Annotated in this window: 2 protein-coding genes; both read right to left on the reverse strand. The window is 45.6% G+C overall.

Annotated features, from left to right (window positions below; translation table 11 throughout):
* Positions 1-71 precede the first annotated feature (71 nt).
* Complete coding sequence (locus ACQ5DJ_RS00855; protein ID WP_429840780.1) at positions 72-9,638, reverse strand: amino acid adenylation domain-containing protein; 9,567 nt, start codon at positions 9,636-9,638, stop codon at positions 72-74.
* Positions 9,639-9,648: 10 nt separating this feature from the next.
* Positions 9,649-16,764, reverse strand: coding sequence for an amino acid adenylation domain-containing protein (locus ACQ5DJ_RS00860; protein WP_429840781.1), 7,116 nt, complete (start codon positions 16,762-16,764; stop codon positions 9,649-9,651).
* Positions 16,765-17,487: the final 723 nt, after the last annotated feature.

Genomic DNA, 17,487 nt, shown 5'->3' on the forward strand with positions numbered 1-17,487 from the left:
TCCCCGATACGCAACAGCGTAATGGTTGGGCATGCGGCTCTCACCAGCATGCCCCAACAGCCATAAACTAGTTAGCTGAATAGTTCATTGAAATCATATTCTTCCACCAAGTTTATTTGAGACAAACGCTGCATTGGATTGTCAATCATTTGGCCAATGACATGCTTTAGCTGATCCAGTAACGTATCCATGGCATTTTCGCTGAATGCTTCCGTGTTGTAATGGGCAGTTAACGTCAGTTGGTCATGACGCGTGGACAAAAATAACATCATATCCAATTGATCGTCTTGAACAAAGTGACTGCCTTCATATGCTTGGATAATCGTTTCATCCAGATAACGACGTAACGGACATTCCGTAAAGGTCATTTCATCTGATTCAGGCTGATTGTTCGAGACATGTTGTCCAATAAAAACAATAGAATACAAACTCTTCTTATCGCCTGTGACAGCTAGTTGATCCTCTACGACCAAATCGTACGGATACTCTTGATTCTCGTACGCACCATATGCGGTTTCTCTTGTTCTGTTCATCATTTCCAATACAGTCGGGTTGCCTGACAAGTCTGTACGCATAGCGACCGGATTGATTAGCGGACCAATAATTCCTTCTAGATCCGTCTGAGTACGACCAGATAATGTCGATCCGACAGTTATGATGGTTTGATCTGTGAGGAGCGACAGCCAAATGTTGATCGCCGCAAGCAAGCTCGTATAGACGGTACCACCAGCCATTCGAGTCAATTCTAAAAGCGATTGTCCCGTCACTTGCTCAAGGGGAAGCAAGGCTACATTTGAAATTCGGTTGTCGTGAGTAAACGAATGTGTCTCTCGCGGTATGAACGGTGCATCTACATTTTGTTGCAGTTGTTTTAACCAATAGTCCCGTTGTCGGTTCAGTTCTCCCTTTTGCAATCGTGCTTGCTGCCACAAGGTGTAATCCATATAATCCAATGGTTTGGCAAACTCCTGTTGCGTACCACTCTTTACTTGCTGATAAATGCCCCTCAGATCACTCATAAACACATCTAACGACCAGCCATCAAATCCAATATGATGCGCGCTCAAGATGAAGAAGTGCTTCGTTGATGAGAGTCGATACAAGTTCATCCGGAAGAAAGACTCTCGCGAAAAATCAAATGGCTTGTACAGAGCCGCTTGCAAATCCATTTGGATGCGCTGCTCGCCTTCCATCACAGATAATGAAGACAAATCTACAAACTCATTCTCCACCTTAAGGTCGTCATGCACTTTTTGATACAATTGCCCTTCGTTTTCGATAATCGTCGTGCGCATGATTCTGTGACGTTCAAACATGAGGCCCATAGACCTGTGCAGAGAATGACTGTCAACGGGACCAGCTACTTCAAAGAGGTAAACCCCTCCTACTGCTTCTTGGTCACTGAATTTTGCATGGAACCATTGTCGTCTTTGCCCGTGGGATACTTCGAATAAGGAGACGTCTGTCTGATTTTCTACGTGTAATACTTCATGGATGCGGGTATTCGTCTCGCTGCCTTGCTTGATCTCAGATATACGAGCGGCAATCGCTTCAATGGTTGGAAACTCAAATATCGTGCGCAAAGGTATGTCCATCCCCAAAACATTTCGCATGCGGGAAATGACTTGCGTAGCCAATAAGGAATGTCCACCCCTATCAAAGAATGAGTCCTTGATCGAAATCTGATCCACCTGCAATATATCGCACCAGATGGAGTGTATAAGTTCCTCTGGTATTGTGCGCGGCTCGATGATCGAGAAATCGCTTGGTTTCACCACTGGTAATTTCAGTCTATTTCGGTCAATTTTTCCACTCGTAGTTTTAGGAATGCTATCCAACTTCATGAAATAAGCTGGAATCATATAAGCAGGCAAATGCTCCTTCAGGAATGCCCGCCATTCGTTTACATCCCCGTCCCCCACGATATAAGCAGCCAATTCCGTAGCTGACCTGTCGTTTTTCACAGAAATAACGGCTGCTTCACGAACGGACGGATGCCTGCTTAATGTGGATTCAATTTCACCCAATTCAACCCGCATGCCTCTAATCTTGATTTGATTATCTTGTCTGCCTACGAATTTAATGTTGCCCGAAGGCAGGAAGTACCCCTTGTCGCCGGTTCGATATATTCTTTCCCCTGGTACAAACGGATTCTCCATAAATACTTCTTGGGTTTTCTCGCTATTATGCAGATAGCCTCTGGCCAATCCAAGTCCACCAATATAAAGGTCGCCAATGACGCCAATTGGGACAGCCTTCCTATTTTGGTCAAGAACATAGACTCTGTTGTTATCAATCGGCTTGCCTACACTCACACAATCCTTTTCCAGCACGTCCGTTGGTGAGCATGTGTAAATGGTGGAGTCGATCGATACTTCTGTGGCCCCCCACGTATTATGGAGTTTGGCATTTAGCTTTTTAAAAAACTTGCCTACTGTTTCGGGTAAAAGCGCCTCACCACTGGAGATGACATTTTTTAATTTGTGCAAGTTGGATGCATCTTCTGGCGTTAGGGCGTCCACAAACATATTGAGCATGCTCGGTACAAATTGAATGCACGCAACTTGATAGTGAATGGCAGCCTGGATAATCGCCTCAGGGTCCCGATGGAGCCATGGTTCCAAGAGGGATATCCGTCCCCCTACAGACAATGGCCAAAAAAACTCAACAGCCGCATCATCAAATGTTAATGTTGTTTTTTGCAAAACAGACTCGCCTTGCTCCAAGCCATGTTGTCGCTGCATCCATAACATGCGATTTACCCAACCAAAATGAAGGTTTTCAACGCCTTTCGGAGTTCCCGTCGAACCTGACGTGTAATAAATCGAAACCAAATCTGTCGGTTTTACGGTTTGCTCCGGCAACTCCTCCGGCATGCCTGCTATTTTTTCTTTTTCCGCTTGGGAATCTATACATCTCACATATGTGGCTTGTCCAAACAGGTTCATGAACTCCGGTTCAGATATACAAATGTTGGTATTGGAGCTTTCCAACAGTTTCGCCAGCCTCGCTTGCGGCATCTCTGTATCCAGTGGGAGAAATGCTCCGCCGGCCTTTACGATGCCGAGGATCGATATGACAAGCTCAATGGAGCGATTCATACATATCCCGACAGGCGTATTGGGTCCAACACCCAGCCTAATCAGGTAGTGCGCCAACTGGTTAGAGCGTCTATCCAGTTCTTGATAGGTCATCTTTTCACTACCATATTCAGCTGCGATGAGTTCGGGTGTCTTTTTGGCTTGTTCGATAAACAAATCATGCAGGCATGTATTCTCCGGAATGGCGACTGCTGTATCGTTCCACTCCACGAGGATTTTGTGACGTTCTTTCTCGCTCAACAATTCTAGTAAGGCCATCGGCACGTCCGGTGCGTTCACAAGCTCTTGCAACCAATTTGCAAAGTGGTCTGTCATTATTTCAATCGTGGATCGATCAAATAGATCCGTGTTGTAGATCATGTTCATCACGAGACCGTCCTCAGACTCACCCATGGATAACTGAAGATCAAATTTCGCCACATTGATCTGAACCGGCATTTTTTCTAATTGCCCACTGGACGTGCGATAGACATCCGCTGTCATTTCCGCCCATGTGAACACCGTCTGAAATACCGGGGAGTAGCTTGTATTGCGTTCCAATTGCAGCATTTCTACGATTTTTTCAAACGGAACATCCTGGTACTCCTGTGCCTGTAGAGCTTTTTCTTTTACTTGGGCAAGCAATTCCTTGAACGTTGGTTTGTCTTGGAGGTTCGCCCGGTAGACGAGCGTATTGACGAAAAAGCCAATCAATCCTTCGATTTCCTTTACATGTCGGTTCGCTATCGGGCTGCCCACCAGAATATCGGTCTGTCCGGTATATCTGGATAAAAAGCCTTGGTAAGCGGCCATCAGGGTCATAAATAAGGTGGTATTTTCTTGCCGACTGAACGCTTTCAGCTTCTCAAGCAATTCGGATGTCAGCACCATCTTATGCATACTTCCGGCGTAGGTTTGAATGCTTGGTCTTGGTCGATCGAGCGGCAATTGCAAGACAGGAAGCTCTCCGGACAACTCCGCTTTCCAATAGTCCAGTTGTTGGCCCATCACTTCATCCGTCAACCATTCGCGCTGCCATACTGCGAAATCAGCGTATTGAATCGGCAATTCTGCCAACTCCGCACGTGCCCCGCTCTCTGCTTCCTCGTAAAAGGCCAACCATTCTTCCAATAAAATATCCTCTGACCAGCCATCCGTAATGACGTGATGCATCGTGCACAGCAAAAGGAACTGGTCCTCCTCGACGACGATTAATTTGGCTTGAATCAAAGGTCCTCGCTGTAGCTCAAATCTTCTGTCTGCTTCCTGCATGATAATATCGTGGATTTGCTCTTCTTTTTCGGCGGCAGGTCGATCGCGTAGATCAGTCACCGGCAACGTTCGATACACATGGGGTTCAATGACTTGGAAAGGTTGACCCCCTTCATTTGGAAACACCGTGCGCAAGATGTTATGACGTAGAAGAAGCGCATTCCATCCCGTTTCCAACGCCTGCACATTCCACTGCCCTGTTAAGCGCCACATGTGAGGAACGTTGTACGCCGTACTCTCCGGTTCTAATTGATGTAAAAACCACAGACGCTGCTGGGCATGCGATAACGGCAGCTTTTCTAGATGCGGGGCTTTCACAATAGCTTGTGTCTGTTCTCTTTTTCCATCCCGGCCAAGCTCCATGATTTTGGCATCTAGACTTGCGATCGTCGGGCATTCAAACAGGATGCGCAACGGGATAGACAAATGAAAGGCTTCCTGCAAGCGGGAAATGACCTGCGTCGCAAGCAACGAGTGTCCACCCAAATCGAAAAAGGAATCGTGGATACTCAATCGTTCCGTTTCTGTTTTTAAAACTTCACGCCAAATCGATGCAATCCGATTCTCTGTATCCGTACGTGGTGCGACAAATTCATCTTTCATCGTGCGCATTTCTGGAAGCGGTAATGCTTGACGGTCCACCTTCCCGTTAGCTGTAAGTGGGAAAACGTCCATTTTCACAAAATAGGAAGGGACCATGAAAGACGGCAATTGTTCACTTGCATACCGTTTCCATTCATCGACATCCCCGTCTCCCGCGATATAAGCAATCAGCCGTTTATCATCCGCTCCATATTCATGTACAAGGACGACGGTGTCTCTTACGCTCTCATGCTGGCAGAGGACTGCTACAATTTCACCGAGCTCGATCCGGTTCCCCCTTATTTTTACTTGATTATCTTTTCGACCGATAAATTCGATTCCTCGCCCCGGCACATATTTCACCAGGTCGCCCGTCCTGTATAATTTCGCTTCAGGGTCTTGTTGAAAAGGATGCGGAATAAATTTCTCTTGGTTCATCTCCGGTCGGTTCCAATATCCGAAAGCGAGTCCCTTGCCTCCCACATACAATTCCCCCACGAGACCGTCAGGAACTACCTTTAACATTTCGCTTAAGATATACACCTCCGTATCATTGATCGGTCGCCCGATCGGAACGGAGTGCTGGATTTCGCTCTGATTTTTTATAGGATAATAGCAAGTAAATGTCGTGTTTTCTGTCGGGCCATACCCGTTAATCACCAATGTATCTGGTAACATATCCAAGGCACGTTGCGCATGCTTGGCGGACACGATATCGCCGCCAGCTAACAATTGACGCACCCCTATTAAATCCTCGATCCGGTAATCAATCATTTGATGAAAAACACCTGCGGTTAGCCATAACGTGCTGATTTTTTCATCGCGCAGCACCTGTCCCAACTCTTCAAGAGACAAACCGTGAAATGGATAAATCACCAATTTAGCGCCATTTAGCAAGCTCCCCCAGATTTCGAAGGTAGCTGCATCAAATGAGATCGATGCGAGTTGCAGCATGGTTTCTTCCGGTGTGAGTGATACATAAGAGGCATGCTTCGTAAGTCGGATCACCCCTCGATGCGGGATGAGTACCCCTTTCGGATTTCCTGTCGAACCGGACGTATACATCAAATAGGCAAGACTTTCCGAAGTCGTACTCTCGCCTAGATTTGTATCTGATTCCTTGTTGATCTCGCTAGCTTGCAGATCGGGACAAACGATTTTTAATCCATCTGGCAATCTGGACATCAAGCTTTCTTGTGTCAGTACAATCGAAATGCTTGCATCTTGCAGCATATACAGCAAGCGTTGCTCAGGGTAAGCAGGGTCAAGCGGAACATAGGCGCCGCCTGCCTTTACAATAGCGACCATACTGATAATCATTTCAAAGGAGCGATCCATGTACAAGCCAACTCGGCTATCTGCTCCTACTCCGCACGATTTTAAATAATGAGCCAATTGATTCGCTCTGCTATTAAGCTCTCTATAGGACAAGCTCGTGCCTTTGTATGCTAATGCAGTGGCATCAGGATGAAGCTCCACTTGTTCTTCAAATAATGTGGGGATGGAATCTTGCATGGAGACTGTAGCCCCATCATTTTTTCCAAAGTCACCACTCGTATGATTCCATTCCAGTAAGAGCTTGTGACGTTCTTCCTCAGTCAACAATTCCAGCAAGGCAATGGGCACATCCGGTGTGTTTACAAGCTCTTGCAACCAATGCGCGAAGCGGGCTGTCATTTTTTCAATGGTAGATGGATCAAATAGATCCGTGTTGTAGATCATGTTCATCACGAGGCCGTCTTCGGACTCACCCATGGATAACTGAAGATCAAATTTCGCCACATTGATCTGAACCGGCATTTTTTCTAATTGCCCACTGGACGTGCGATAGACATCCGCTGTCATTTCCGCCCATGTGAACACCGTCTGAAATACCGGGGAGTAGCTTGTATTGCGTTCCAATTGCAGCATTTCTACGATTTTTTCAAACGGAACATCCTGGTACTCCTGTGCCTGTAGAGCTTTTTCTTTTACTTGGGCAAGCAATTGCTTGAACGTTGGATTGTCTTGAAAATTCGCCCGGTAGACAAGCGTATTGACGAAAAAGCCAATCAAACCTTCGATTTCCTTTACATTTCGGTTCGCTATCGGGCTGCCCACCAAAATATCGTTTTGTCCGGTATATCTGGATAAAAAGCCTTGGTAAGCGGCCAGTAGTGTCATGAATAAGGTGGTATTCTCTTGCCGACTGAACGCTTTCAGCTTCTCAAGCAATTCGGATGCCAGTACAATTTTATGCATATCTCCGGCATAGGTTTGAATGCTTGGTCTTGGTCGATCGATCGGCAATGGCAAGGCAGGTAGCTCCCCGGACAACTCCGCTTTCCAATAGTCTAGTTGTTGGCCCATCACTTCATCCGTCAGCCATTCGCGCTGCCATACCGCGAAATCAGCGTATTGAATCGGCAATTCTGGTAGTTCCGCACGTGCCCCGCTCTCTGCTTCCTCGTAAAAGGCCAGCCATTCTTCCAATAAGATATCTTCAGACCATCCATCCGTAATGACGTGATGCATGGTGCACAGCAAAAGGAACTGATCCTCTTCAACGACGATTAATTTTACTTGAATCAAAGGTCCTCGCTGTAGATCAAACCTTTTGTCTGCTTCCTGTTCGATATAGTCGTGGATTTGCTCTTCTTTTTCGGCAGCAGGTCGATCGCGTAGATCGATCACTGGTAACGTTTGATACACATAGGGTTCAATGGCCTGGAAAGGTTGGCCCCCTTCATTCGGAAACACAGTACGCAAGATGTCATGGCGTTGAAGGAGAGTATTCCATCCCGTTTCCAACGCACGCACATTCCACTGCCCTGTTAAGCGCCACATGTGAGGAACGTTATAGGCCGTACTTCCCGGTTCCAGTTGATGCAAAAACCATAGACGCTGCTGGGCATGCGATAACGGCGGCTTTTCTCGAAGAGAGACTCTCACAATAGCTGGTGTCCGTTCTCTTTTGCCATCCAGACAAAGTTCCATGAGTTTGGCATCTAGGCTTGCGATCGTCGGGCATTCAAACAAGATGCGCAACGGGATAGACAGATGAAAAGCATCCTGCAAGCGGGATATGACCTGCGTCGCAAGCAGCGAGTGTCCGCCCAAATCAAAGAAGGAGTCATGGATGCTAAGACGCTCCACCTTTAAAATTCCATGCCAAATCTCTGCAATTCGATTCTCTGTATCCGTACGTGGTGCGACAAATTCATCCTTCATCGTGCGCATTTCTGGCAACGGTAATGCTTGACGGTCTACCTTCCCGTTAGCTGTGAGCGGGAAGGCGTCCATTTTCACAAAATAGGAAGGGACCATGAAAGGTGGTAATTGTCCACTCGCATACGTTTTCCATTCATCGATATCCCCGTCTCCCACGATGTAAGCAATCAGACGTTTATCATCCGATCCATATTCATGTACAAGGACGACGGCTTCCCTTACATTCCCATGCTGGTTGAGAACAGCTACGATCTCACCAAGCTCGATACGGTTCCCTCTTATTTTCACTTGATTATCTTTTCGTCCGATAAATTCGATTCCTCGACCAGGCACATATTTCACCAGATCGCCCGTCCTGTATAATTTCGCTTCAGAGTCTGGTTGAAAGGGATGCGGAATAAATTTCTCTTCGTTCAACTCCGGTCGGTTCCAATATCCGAAAGCGAGTCCCTTGCCCCCCACGTATAATTCGCCCACGAGACCAACAGGAACGAGCTTTTGCTTATCGTTTAGGATAAAGACCTCGGTATCATTGATTGGTCGGCCGATCGGAACGGAATGTTGAATCTCGCTCTTCTCTTTTATGTGATAGTAGCACGTAAATGTCGTATTCTCTGTCGGGCCATACCCATTAATCACCAGTGTATCCGGTAACATGTCTAAGGCTCGTTGCGCATGGTTAGCGGACACGATATCGCCGCCAGTCAACAGTTGACGTACCCCTATTAAGTCCTCGATCCGGTAATCGATCATTTGATGAAAGATGCCTGCGGTTAGCCATAACGTACTAATTTTTTCGTCACGCAGCACTTGTCCCAGCTCGTCAAGAGACAGACCGTGAAATGGATAAATCACCAATCTCGCGCCATTGAGCAAGCTCCCCCATATTTCGAAGGTAGCCGCATCAAATGAGATCGACGCCAGTTGCAATATCGTTTCTTCCGGTGTGAGCGATACATAAGAGGCATGCTTCGTAAGGCGAATCACCCCTCGATGCGGGATGAGTACCCCTTTCGGATTTCCTGTCGAACCGGACGTATACATCAAGTAGGCTAGACTTTCCGAAGTCGTACTCTCGTCAACATTCGCATCTGATTCCTTGTTGATCTTGCTAGCGTCCAGATTGGGACAAACGATTTTCATTCCGTCCGGCAGTCTGGACATCAAGCTTTCTTGTGTCAGCACAATCGAAATGCTGGCATCTTGCAGCATATAAAGCAATCGTTGCTCAGGGTAGGCAGGGTCAAGCGGGACATAGGCCCCGCCTGCCTTTACAATAGCGACCATACTGATGATCATTTCAAACGAGCGATCCATGTACAAGCCAACTCGGCTATTTGCTCCAACCCCGCACGATTTTAAATAATGCGCCAATTGATTCGCTCTGCTGTTAAGCTCCTTGTAGGTAAGGCTTGCATCTTTGTATACCAATGCAATGGCATCAGGATGAAGTTCCACTTGTTCTTCAAATAATGCGGTAATGGAATCTTGCATACAGCACCTCCTAATGATTACTCCACATTTCCAGCAGTTGTTTTTCTTCCTCTTCTGAAATCAGTCGCAAGCCTTCTATCGACTCCTCAGGATATGCCATCACTTGTTCGAGCCAATTCACAAAATGTCCGATCATTCGCTCTATGCTCGACTGATTAAATAGGTCTGTATTGTAGCCAAATGAAATTGTCAACGAGTGCTCTGAATTGACTTCTATTGAAATAGACAAATCAAATTTGGCAACCTTGATGGTGCTTTTCACTGGCTCAATTTTTCGATTTGGCCATTGCTTTACGTTTCTCAGGTGAGTTTGCATCGTAAAAATCGTTTGGAAGACTGGAGAGTAGCTTGCATTTCGCTCTGGCTGAAGGGCCTCTACTATTTTTTCAAAGGGCACATCCTGATTTTCTTGCCCGCGCAATGTTTTTTCTTTGACTTGGGCGACCAATTGCCTGAAGCTTGGATTGTCTTCGACGTTCACTCTGTAAACTAGCGTGTTTACAAAGCACCCGATTAACCCTTCCATTTCTTTTCGCGTGCGATTCGCAACCGGGCTTCCTACTAAAATGTCTGTTTGTCCGGTATAGCGAGAGAGAAAGCCCTGATAGGCAGCCAGTAATGTCATGAACAGGGAAGCACCCTCTTGCTTGCTGAAAGCTTTTAGTTTTTCTAGTAATGCAGAGGCCAAATCGATATGCTGCATGTCCCCTGCATACGTTTGAATGGCTGGCCGTGGACGATCGAATGGCAACTGAAGCACCGTAAGATCGTCTGCAAGTTCATTTTCCCAATACGCCACTTGCTCTTTCATCGTCTCGTCTGATAGCCATTGTCTTTGCCATACAGCAAAGTCCCCGTACTGTATGGATAATGGTGGCAGATCGGCAGGCGTTCCGCTGATTCCTTCTTCATAAAAGGCCATCCACTCGTCCAACAAGATATCCTCTGACCAGCCATCGAAGACAATATGATGTACGGTACAAAGCAGAACATACTCCGATTCATCCTGCTGAATCAGCTCGGCCTCAATCAACGGTCCTTGACTCAAGTCAAATACGCGATCAGCACTCTGTTGAATATAATGCTGGACCTGTTTTTCTCTTTCATCCGCGGAGAGACTACTTACATCAATAACAGGCAACGATCTTGGTTGATGCGGCTGAACGAGCTGTACAGGGACGCCATTTTGTTTTGCGAATACGGTACGAAGCATTTCATGACGTTCAATTAATTGGTTAAATCCTGTTTCTAATCCGGCAACATCCCATGACCCGCTTAAGCGCCATACATAAGGAATGTTATAGACGTTGCTTCCAGGCTCCAATTGGTCGAAAAACCACAACCGCTGCTGCGCAAAAGATAACGGGATCGGTTTCGTTCTATCCACTTGCAGAAGTGCAGGTAGTTGCACCATTTTCTCACCTTGTCGCAATTCGGTTAGCCGCTTAGCCAAGCCCTCAATGGTCGGGCAATCAAAAATCGCTCGGAGAGGTAGATGTTGACCAAATACTTCTCGTATGCGTGATACAACCTGTGTTGCCAACAAGGAATGCCCGCCCAATTCAAAGAACGAATCAAATACCCCTATTTGGTTTACTCTTAAAATTTCACTCCAGATGAGTGCGAGCAATTCTTCCGTTGAGTTTCGCGGCGCTGTGTAGTGATGGCTTACTATGTGGATCTCAGGCAGTGGCAATGCTTTCCGGTCCAATTTGCCACTCGATGTGAGCGGCATTTCCCCCACCTGTACAAAATAAGAAGGAATCATATAAGGCGGTAACTGTTTCTGTAAATGGCTTTTTAATGTCTCGGCCTCTGATGCCCCACTGTAATAAGCAATTAATCGTTTATCCCCCGGCTCATATTCATGGGCAATGACGGCAACTTCTCCTGCCCCTTGCTGCTTCCTCATAACCGCTTCGATTTCACCTAATTCAATCCGATAACCGCGAATTTTCACTTGATTATCCATACGGCCGATGTACTCAATATTGCCGTCTGGCATCCACCGAGCGTAGTCACCTGTCTTGTAAAGCCTTTCAGATGGATGGCCAAAAGGATTCGGGACAAAACGTTCAGCTGTTAACTCAGGCTTACCGATATACCCTCGTGCAAGACCAGTGCCCCCAATAACCAATTCTCCCATCACGCCTATTGGTTGTAGAGATCCTTCCTTATTGAGGATGTAAGCTTGAATATTATCCATCGGCTTACCAATGGGGATTACCTTGCTATCGGCCTGGCAATCATAGTAGGTCACTTCAATGGTCGTTTCCGTAGGGCCATACAGATTAATAAGCGTCGTATGATTCCGTTGCCCGATTAATCGATGAAAACGTTGAACCTGTTCCCCACTCAAAGCTTCCCCGGTCGTATAAACTCGCTGTAACGTTTTGATTTCCTCTACGCAATCCACGTTTTCCAAATGGTCTAAAAAGATGCTGAGCATAGATGGAACAAAATGAATATAAGTTACCTGGTGCTGGGCAACCGTTTTGACAATAAGCTCCGGGTCTTTCTCTGCATCGGGTGCGAGGAAGCATAGTTTGCTACCAGTGAAAAACCATAGGACTAATTCCGTTACGGAAACATCAAAACTATAGGGAGTCTTTTGCAAGATGGTGTCATGCTCGTTCATGGGGTAGCGATGAACCATCCAGTTCATCCGATTGACAACCGAGCAATGTTCGATCATGACTCCTTTTGGTGCCCCCGTCGAACCCGAGGTATAGATGACGTACGCCAAATTTTTCGAATGGACAATAGACTCAAGATTCTCGCATTCTACATCCTGATCCGGCCTATTCTCTTCCAATAACAGGACGGGTCCATTGAAATCGATCGCTGTCTTGAATTTCATTTGCATGACGACGACCTTCGTATCGCTATCCTGAAGAATATAGGACAATCTTTCTTTTGGTGCCGCTGTGTCCATTGGCATATACGCGCCACCCGCTTTTAGAATGGCAAGAATACCAATCATCATGTCGGGAGAACGCTCACTCATTAGCCCTACTAATGTATCCGGCTTCACTCCCAGATTTCGCAATTTGCTTGCCAGGAAGTTTGCCCTGTTGTTTATTTGCCTGTAGGTCCATTGTTCGTTGCCGAATACAACCGCCATTCGCTCTGGCGTCCGGGCAGCTTGCTCCTCGAATATTTGATGGAGCGTTTTCTGATCCTCAAACGCAACTTCCGTGTCATTCCACTCTTGGAGGATTTGGTTCTCTTCAGGAGCGCTCAGCATAGGCATGGAATGCAACGTCCGGTCACTGTGTGTAAGAACGCTTTTCAGCAATTCAATATAGTGCGCAAACATGCGGCGCATCGTAGATTCGTCATACAAATCCTTATTGTATTCCCAGTCGAGGCTTATACTTCCGTATTCATCCTTTGTTAACAGGGAAGAAGAGAGCTCCTCGTGATTCGTGACCACTACGTTGATATCAAATTTGGCCGATCCGTTGCTAATGCCTTCGGTGAGTTGAATATTCAGATTGGATACAGGTAAATGAGTGACTTTTGCATCCTGGAAACTAAACATGACTTGGAATAGAGGATTACGGCTTTGATCACGCTTCAGTTTTAAGGCATCGACTACTTGATCAAAAGGAATCTCTTGATTCTCGTACGCTTCCAAGGCCGACCTCTTCACATCTTGCAATACATCCTGGAACGTCATATTGTCGGTAAATTGCGTACGGATCACAATATTGTTGACAAACATCCCGATCAATTCTTCCGTGTCTTTCCAGCGGCGATTCGCAATACCTGAACCTACAATAATGTCTTCTTGATTGGAATAACGATGGAGCAAGGTTTGAAACGCAGACATCATGACCATGAATAAGGTCGTATTTGTTTTCATGCAGTAATCACGCAATTGAAGATACAGTTCTTCCGGTATTAATTGGGTGAACATATTCCCGTGAAAGGTTTGATTTACTGGTCGTGTCCTGTCAGTGGGCAGTTCCAGAACCCCATTGGCCCCTTGTAGTAGATTCTTCCAGTACGTTAACTGTTTGTTTTCCTTGCCGCGCTTAAACATCTCATTCTGCCATACGCAATAGTCTGCGAATTGAATCGGCAACTCAGCCAGTGGAGATGGTTTCTTTTCAAGATAGGCACTGTATAGCGTAAACAGTTCTTTTAAAAATTTGCGGAATGACCATCCATCATGAATCAGATGATGCTCCACAAACAAAATGACAGACTCCAACTCAGAAATCTTATAAACAATCCATCGCGCCAATGGAAGCTGCGCGATATCAATCGGATTTTTGATCTCCATTTGAATGAGTCTCTGTACTTCAGCGGCACGATCACTCTCAGGTAAGTGCGAAACATTTATAACAGGTAATTCCACATCGAATGGTTCATAGATCACCTGATATGGTTGTCCATTTTTCTCATGAAAAACGGTTCGGAATATTTCATGTCTACGCACAATCTCCGTAAAACACTTATTGAGTATGGGGAGCTCCAGCATCCCGCGCACTTTCATTGTGGCTTGAAAAATATAAGCCAAATTATTCGCGCTTAACTGTTCTAAAAACCACACTCTTTCCTGCGAATAAGAAAGCGGCAATTCTCGATCTCGTGATACCCTCTTGATGGCAGGGAATGCATCCACTGCGTTTACCTCATCTGCGGCAGTTACGATCGGCACGATGCTCCGAATCGTCGGATGGGTAAACAGAGCAGACAACGGAATCTCTTTCTTGAAAAGAGCACGGATTCTGGCAATAACCTGAGTCCCCAACAGCGAATGTCCGCCCAATTCAAAGAAGTTATCCTCGACTCCAATCTCGTCGTATCCGAACAAATCCATCCAAATGTCCAAGAGCTTCGTTTCCCATTCTGTTTCCGGTTTTACATATTCCGTCGAAACATGCGGGCGACTATTGCCGACCTCTGGCAATGACTTCAAGTCGATTTTTCCACTGGGGGTAAGCGGGAAACCATCCATTTTCACAAAGTAGGCCGGAACCATGAACTCTGGAAGCTGAGCCTTTAGATAATCGCGCCATTCTGTTACCGTTCCAGACCCTATCACATAAGCGATCAGCTTGTTATTTTCATAGGCGTCTTTTTTCGCCACAATGATTGCTTGCTCAACTGTCGAATGATTGCCTAAAGTGACTTCGATTTCCTCCAGCTCAATTCTGTACCCTCTCACTTTTACCTGGTTGTCATTCCGCCCGATATACTCCAAGTTTCCGTCGGCCATGTACCGAACCAAATCACCCGTTCGATACAAACGCGAGTCTGATCCTGAACAATACGGGTTGGAAATAAAGCGTTCCTTTGTCAATTCAGGACGGTTCAAGTAACCTCTTGCTACGCCCGATCCGCCGACATACAGTTCTCCGGCAACTCCGACAGGTTGAATTTGCAAATGCTCGTTCAACACGTATAACTGTGTATTGGCATTCGGTTTTCCAATGGGTATTTGCGCGTGTTTTTCATCTGGATGGCATTTAAAACTGGCAACCTCGACTGTCGTCTCTGTCGGCCCATATGTGTTATATAAGGTTGTCCCATGAGGAATGGTCAACAGATCGGTACATTTCGTAACAACATGAGGCGGAAGCACTTCCCCTCCAACCGTGATGTATTTCAAGGAGGATAATGCAGAAGAAGAACCATGATTTTCTATAGAATCCAATACCGCTTTTAACATAGACGGCACAAACTCGAGATGAGTAATTTTATGCGTATCGACTGCTTTCACAAGCAAGGCGGGGTCTTTCTCATCACTGTTCGGGAGGATGTACAAGCTAGCGCCTTTCAACATCCACCAAAACAGTTCCCAAACAGAAGCATCAAAGGAAACAGACGTTTTTTGTAAAAGCCTGTCCGTTTGTAAAAGCGGCCTGCGACTCTCCAGCGTTTGAAGAAAATTCATAACGGAATGATGCTCAATCATTACCCCTTTCGGATTTCCTGTCGAGCCAGAGGTATAGATGACATAAGCAAGATTGTGGCCATTCACTTCCAGTGCAAGGGGCTCCGTGCTTTCATTCGACAAGAATTTGCAATAATCCGACAATTTTACCACTTTTATTCCGTCAGGTACTTTCGTCGCGGACGCTTCATCCGCAATCACTACTTGTAAAGCGGCATCGTCCATAATATAGTGGATTCTTTGAACGGGATAAGCAGGATCGATCGGTACATAAGCGCCTCCTGCTTTTAACACACCTAATATGCTTACGATCATTTCAATGGAACGCTCTTGGCATATTCCCACCAGCACTTCACTCGTTACGCCAATCTTTCGGAGGTAATTCGCTAATTGATTTGAGCGGATATCCAATTCCCTATAGGTCATCTGCTCTTGCTTAAAAACGAGCGCAACGGCATCGGGATTCCGATTAGCTTGGAGATCAAAGGCATTCAAGATTGTGCCAGAAACATTCGTGGGTTCATCATTCCTGCACCACTCTTCTACCAGTTCTCTTTCTTGGTTTTGGGTTATCAGTCTCAATAAATCGATAGGAGTTTCGACATTATCGATTACTTGTTCGATCCAGTTGCAAAAGTTCTCGATCATTCGTCGTATCGTCTGTTGTGCAAACAGGAAGGAATTATATGTAAATGTGATGCGAATTCCCTCAGCTTCTTCGACATCAACACGCAACTCTACATTTGCTATTTGGGAATCGACAAAAAGTTTGTTATCCTCATCCCCGGCTTTTCCCACTCTTAAAAAGGTATGAAATAATTTCGTAGTTTCGGAGTTGCTGGCAAGCTTCTCCTCAATTCCATTCTCTTTGACTTCGTTCAATAACTGCTTAAAATTCGTCGTTCCACCAACAATCACTCGACTTGCAAAAAAGGCAGAGCTTTCACTCGCTATCGCACCAATCCGAATGTCGTTTTGCCCCGTATATCTGAAAAGATAGCTATGGTAGGCAACCAAGAATAGCATAAACATGTCGGTCTCTTCTTGCATACAAAGTAATCTTGCTTTCTCCCCCACCGTTTTTGACAGATCAATCGATTGCCGCTCTTCTGCATAGCGAACATTTTTTTGTCTGGGGGTATCAAACGGAAGCTGTAGCAATGGAGCCTCTCCTGCCAATTCTGAAAGCCAATGATTCACTTGATCTTCCATGGTCATGGTTATCCTCCCTTTTTGAACTTGATAATGAAGGGGGAACCCTCTAAAATTATGAAGTTCCTCACCCGCTCTGCCTGATCAGATTTTTAAAATGGATATTGGTCGGTAAGCCTCCCCCTCCTTTACAAAGTAGGCGTTGACTCATCGAATCGTCCACGATAAAGACCGGACACCCGATTAGTTAAGGTGAAGCAAATAGAAAAAGGGAAAAACAGAGGAATAGTTGACCAAACAAACATGTTGTTTTCAAATTTTATCGTGCATGTTCAAAGCGACTATAAACGAGATGTGAAAGGGAAGGTAACTGAATCGAATTGCTATGAATTCGCGAAAAAAGTGGAGTAGTGTTTTGAATACAGTTGAGTATGAAACACCTATGCAGGAAAACCTTGCAATTGGATGGTGAATTGTTCTTTCGAATCGTGGAAAGGCAGCTTCAGATTCTACTAGGAAGAGGGGGGTTTTTAGAACAATCACCTATTAAAAGCATAAAATGTAATAGATTGCCATTTAAGGGCATTATATCATATCTGAATTTTATGTCAAATCTTAGCATAAACATTGGTTTATCATAAAACAAAAATAGACATGTTTTCCTTCTCGGGTAGGCTCGTGTAGAAATTGATCGATACCTGAGAAGGTTGAACATGTCTATTTTTCTTGTAAAAATTTGCTTACCCGATACGTAAAATCATTAACCTTGAAAAAGGGTATACCCTCCTA

Source organism: Brevibacillus sp. FIR094, assembly GCF_050477165.1.
Classification (GTDB): Bacteria; Bacillota; Bacilli; order Brevibacillales; family Brevibacillaceae; genus Brevibacillus.

What these genes read in the sequence shown, in the direction of transcription:
- ACQ5DJ_RS00860 (WP_429840781.1), bottom strand. Translation starts at nt 16,764, where the DNA reads ATGACCATGGAAGATCAAGTGAATCATTGGCTTTCAGAATTGGCAGGA.
- ACQ5DJ_RS00855 (WP_429840780.1), bottom strand. Translation starts at nt 9,638, where the DNA reads ATGCAAGATTCCATTACCGCATTATTTGAAGAACAAGTGGAACTTCAT.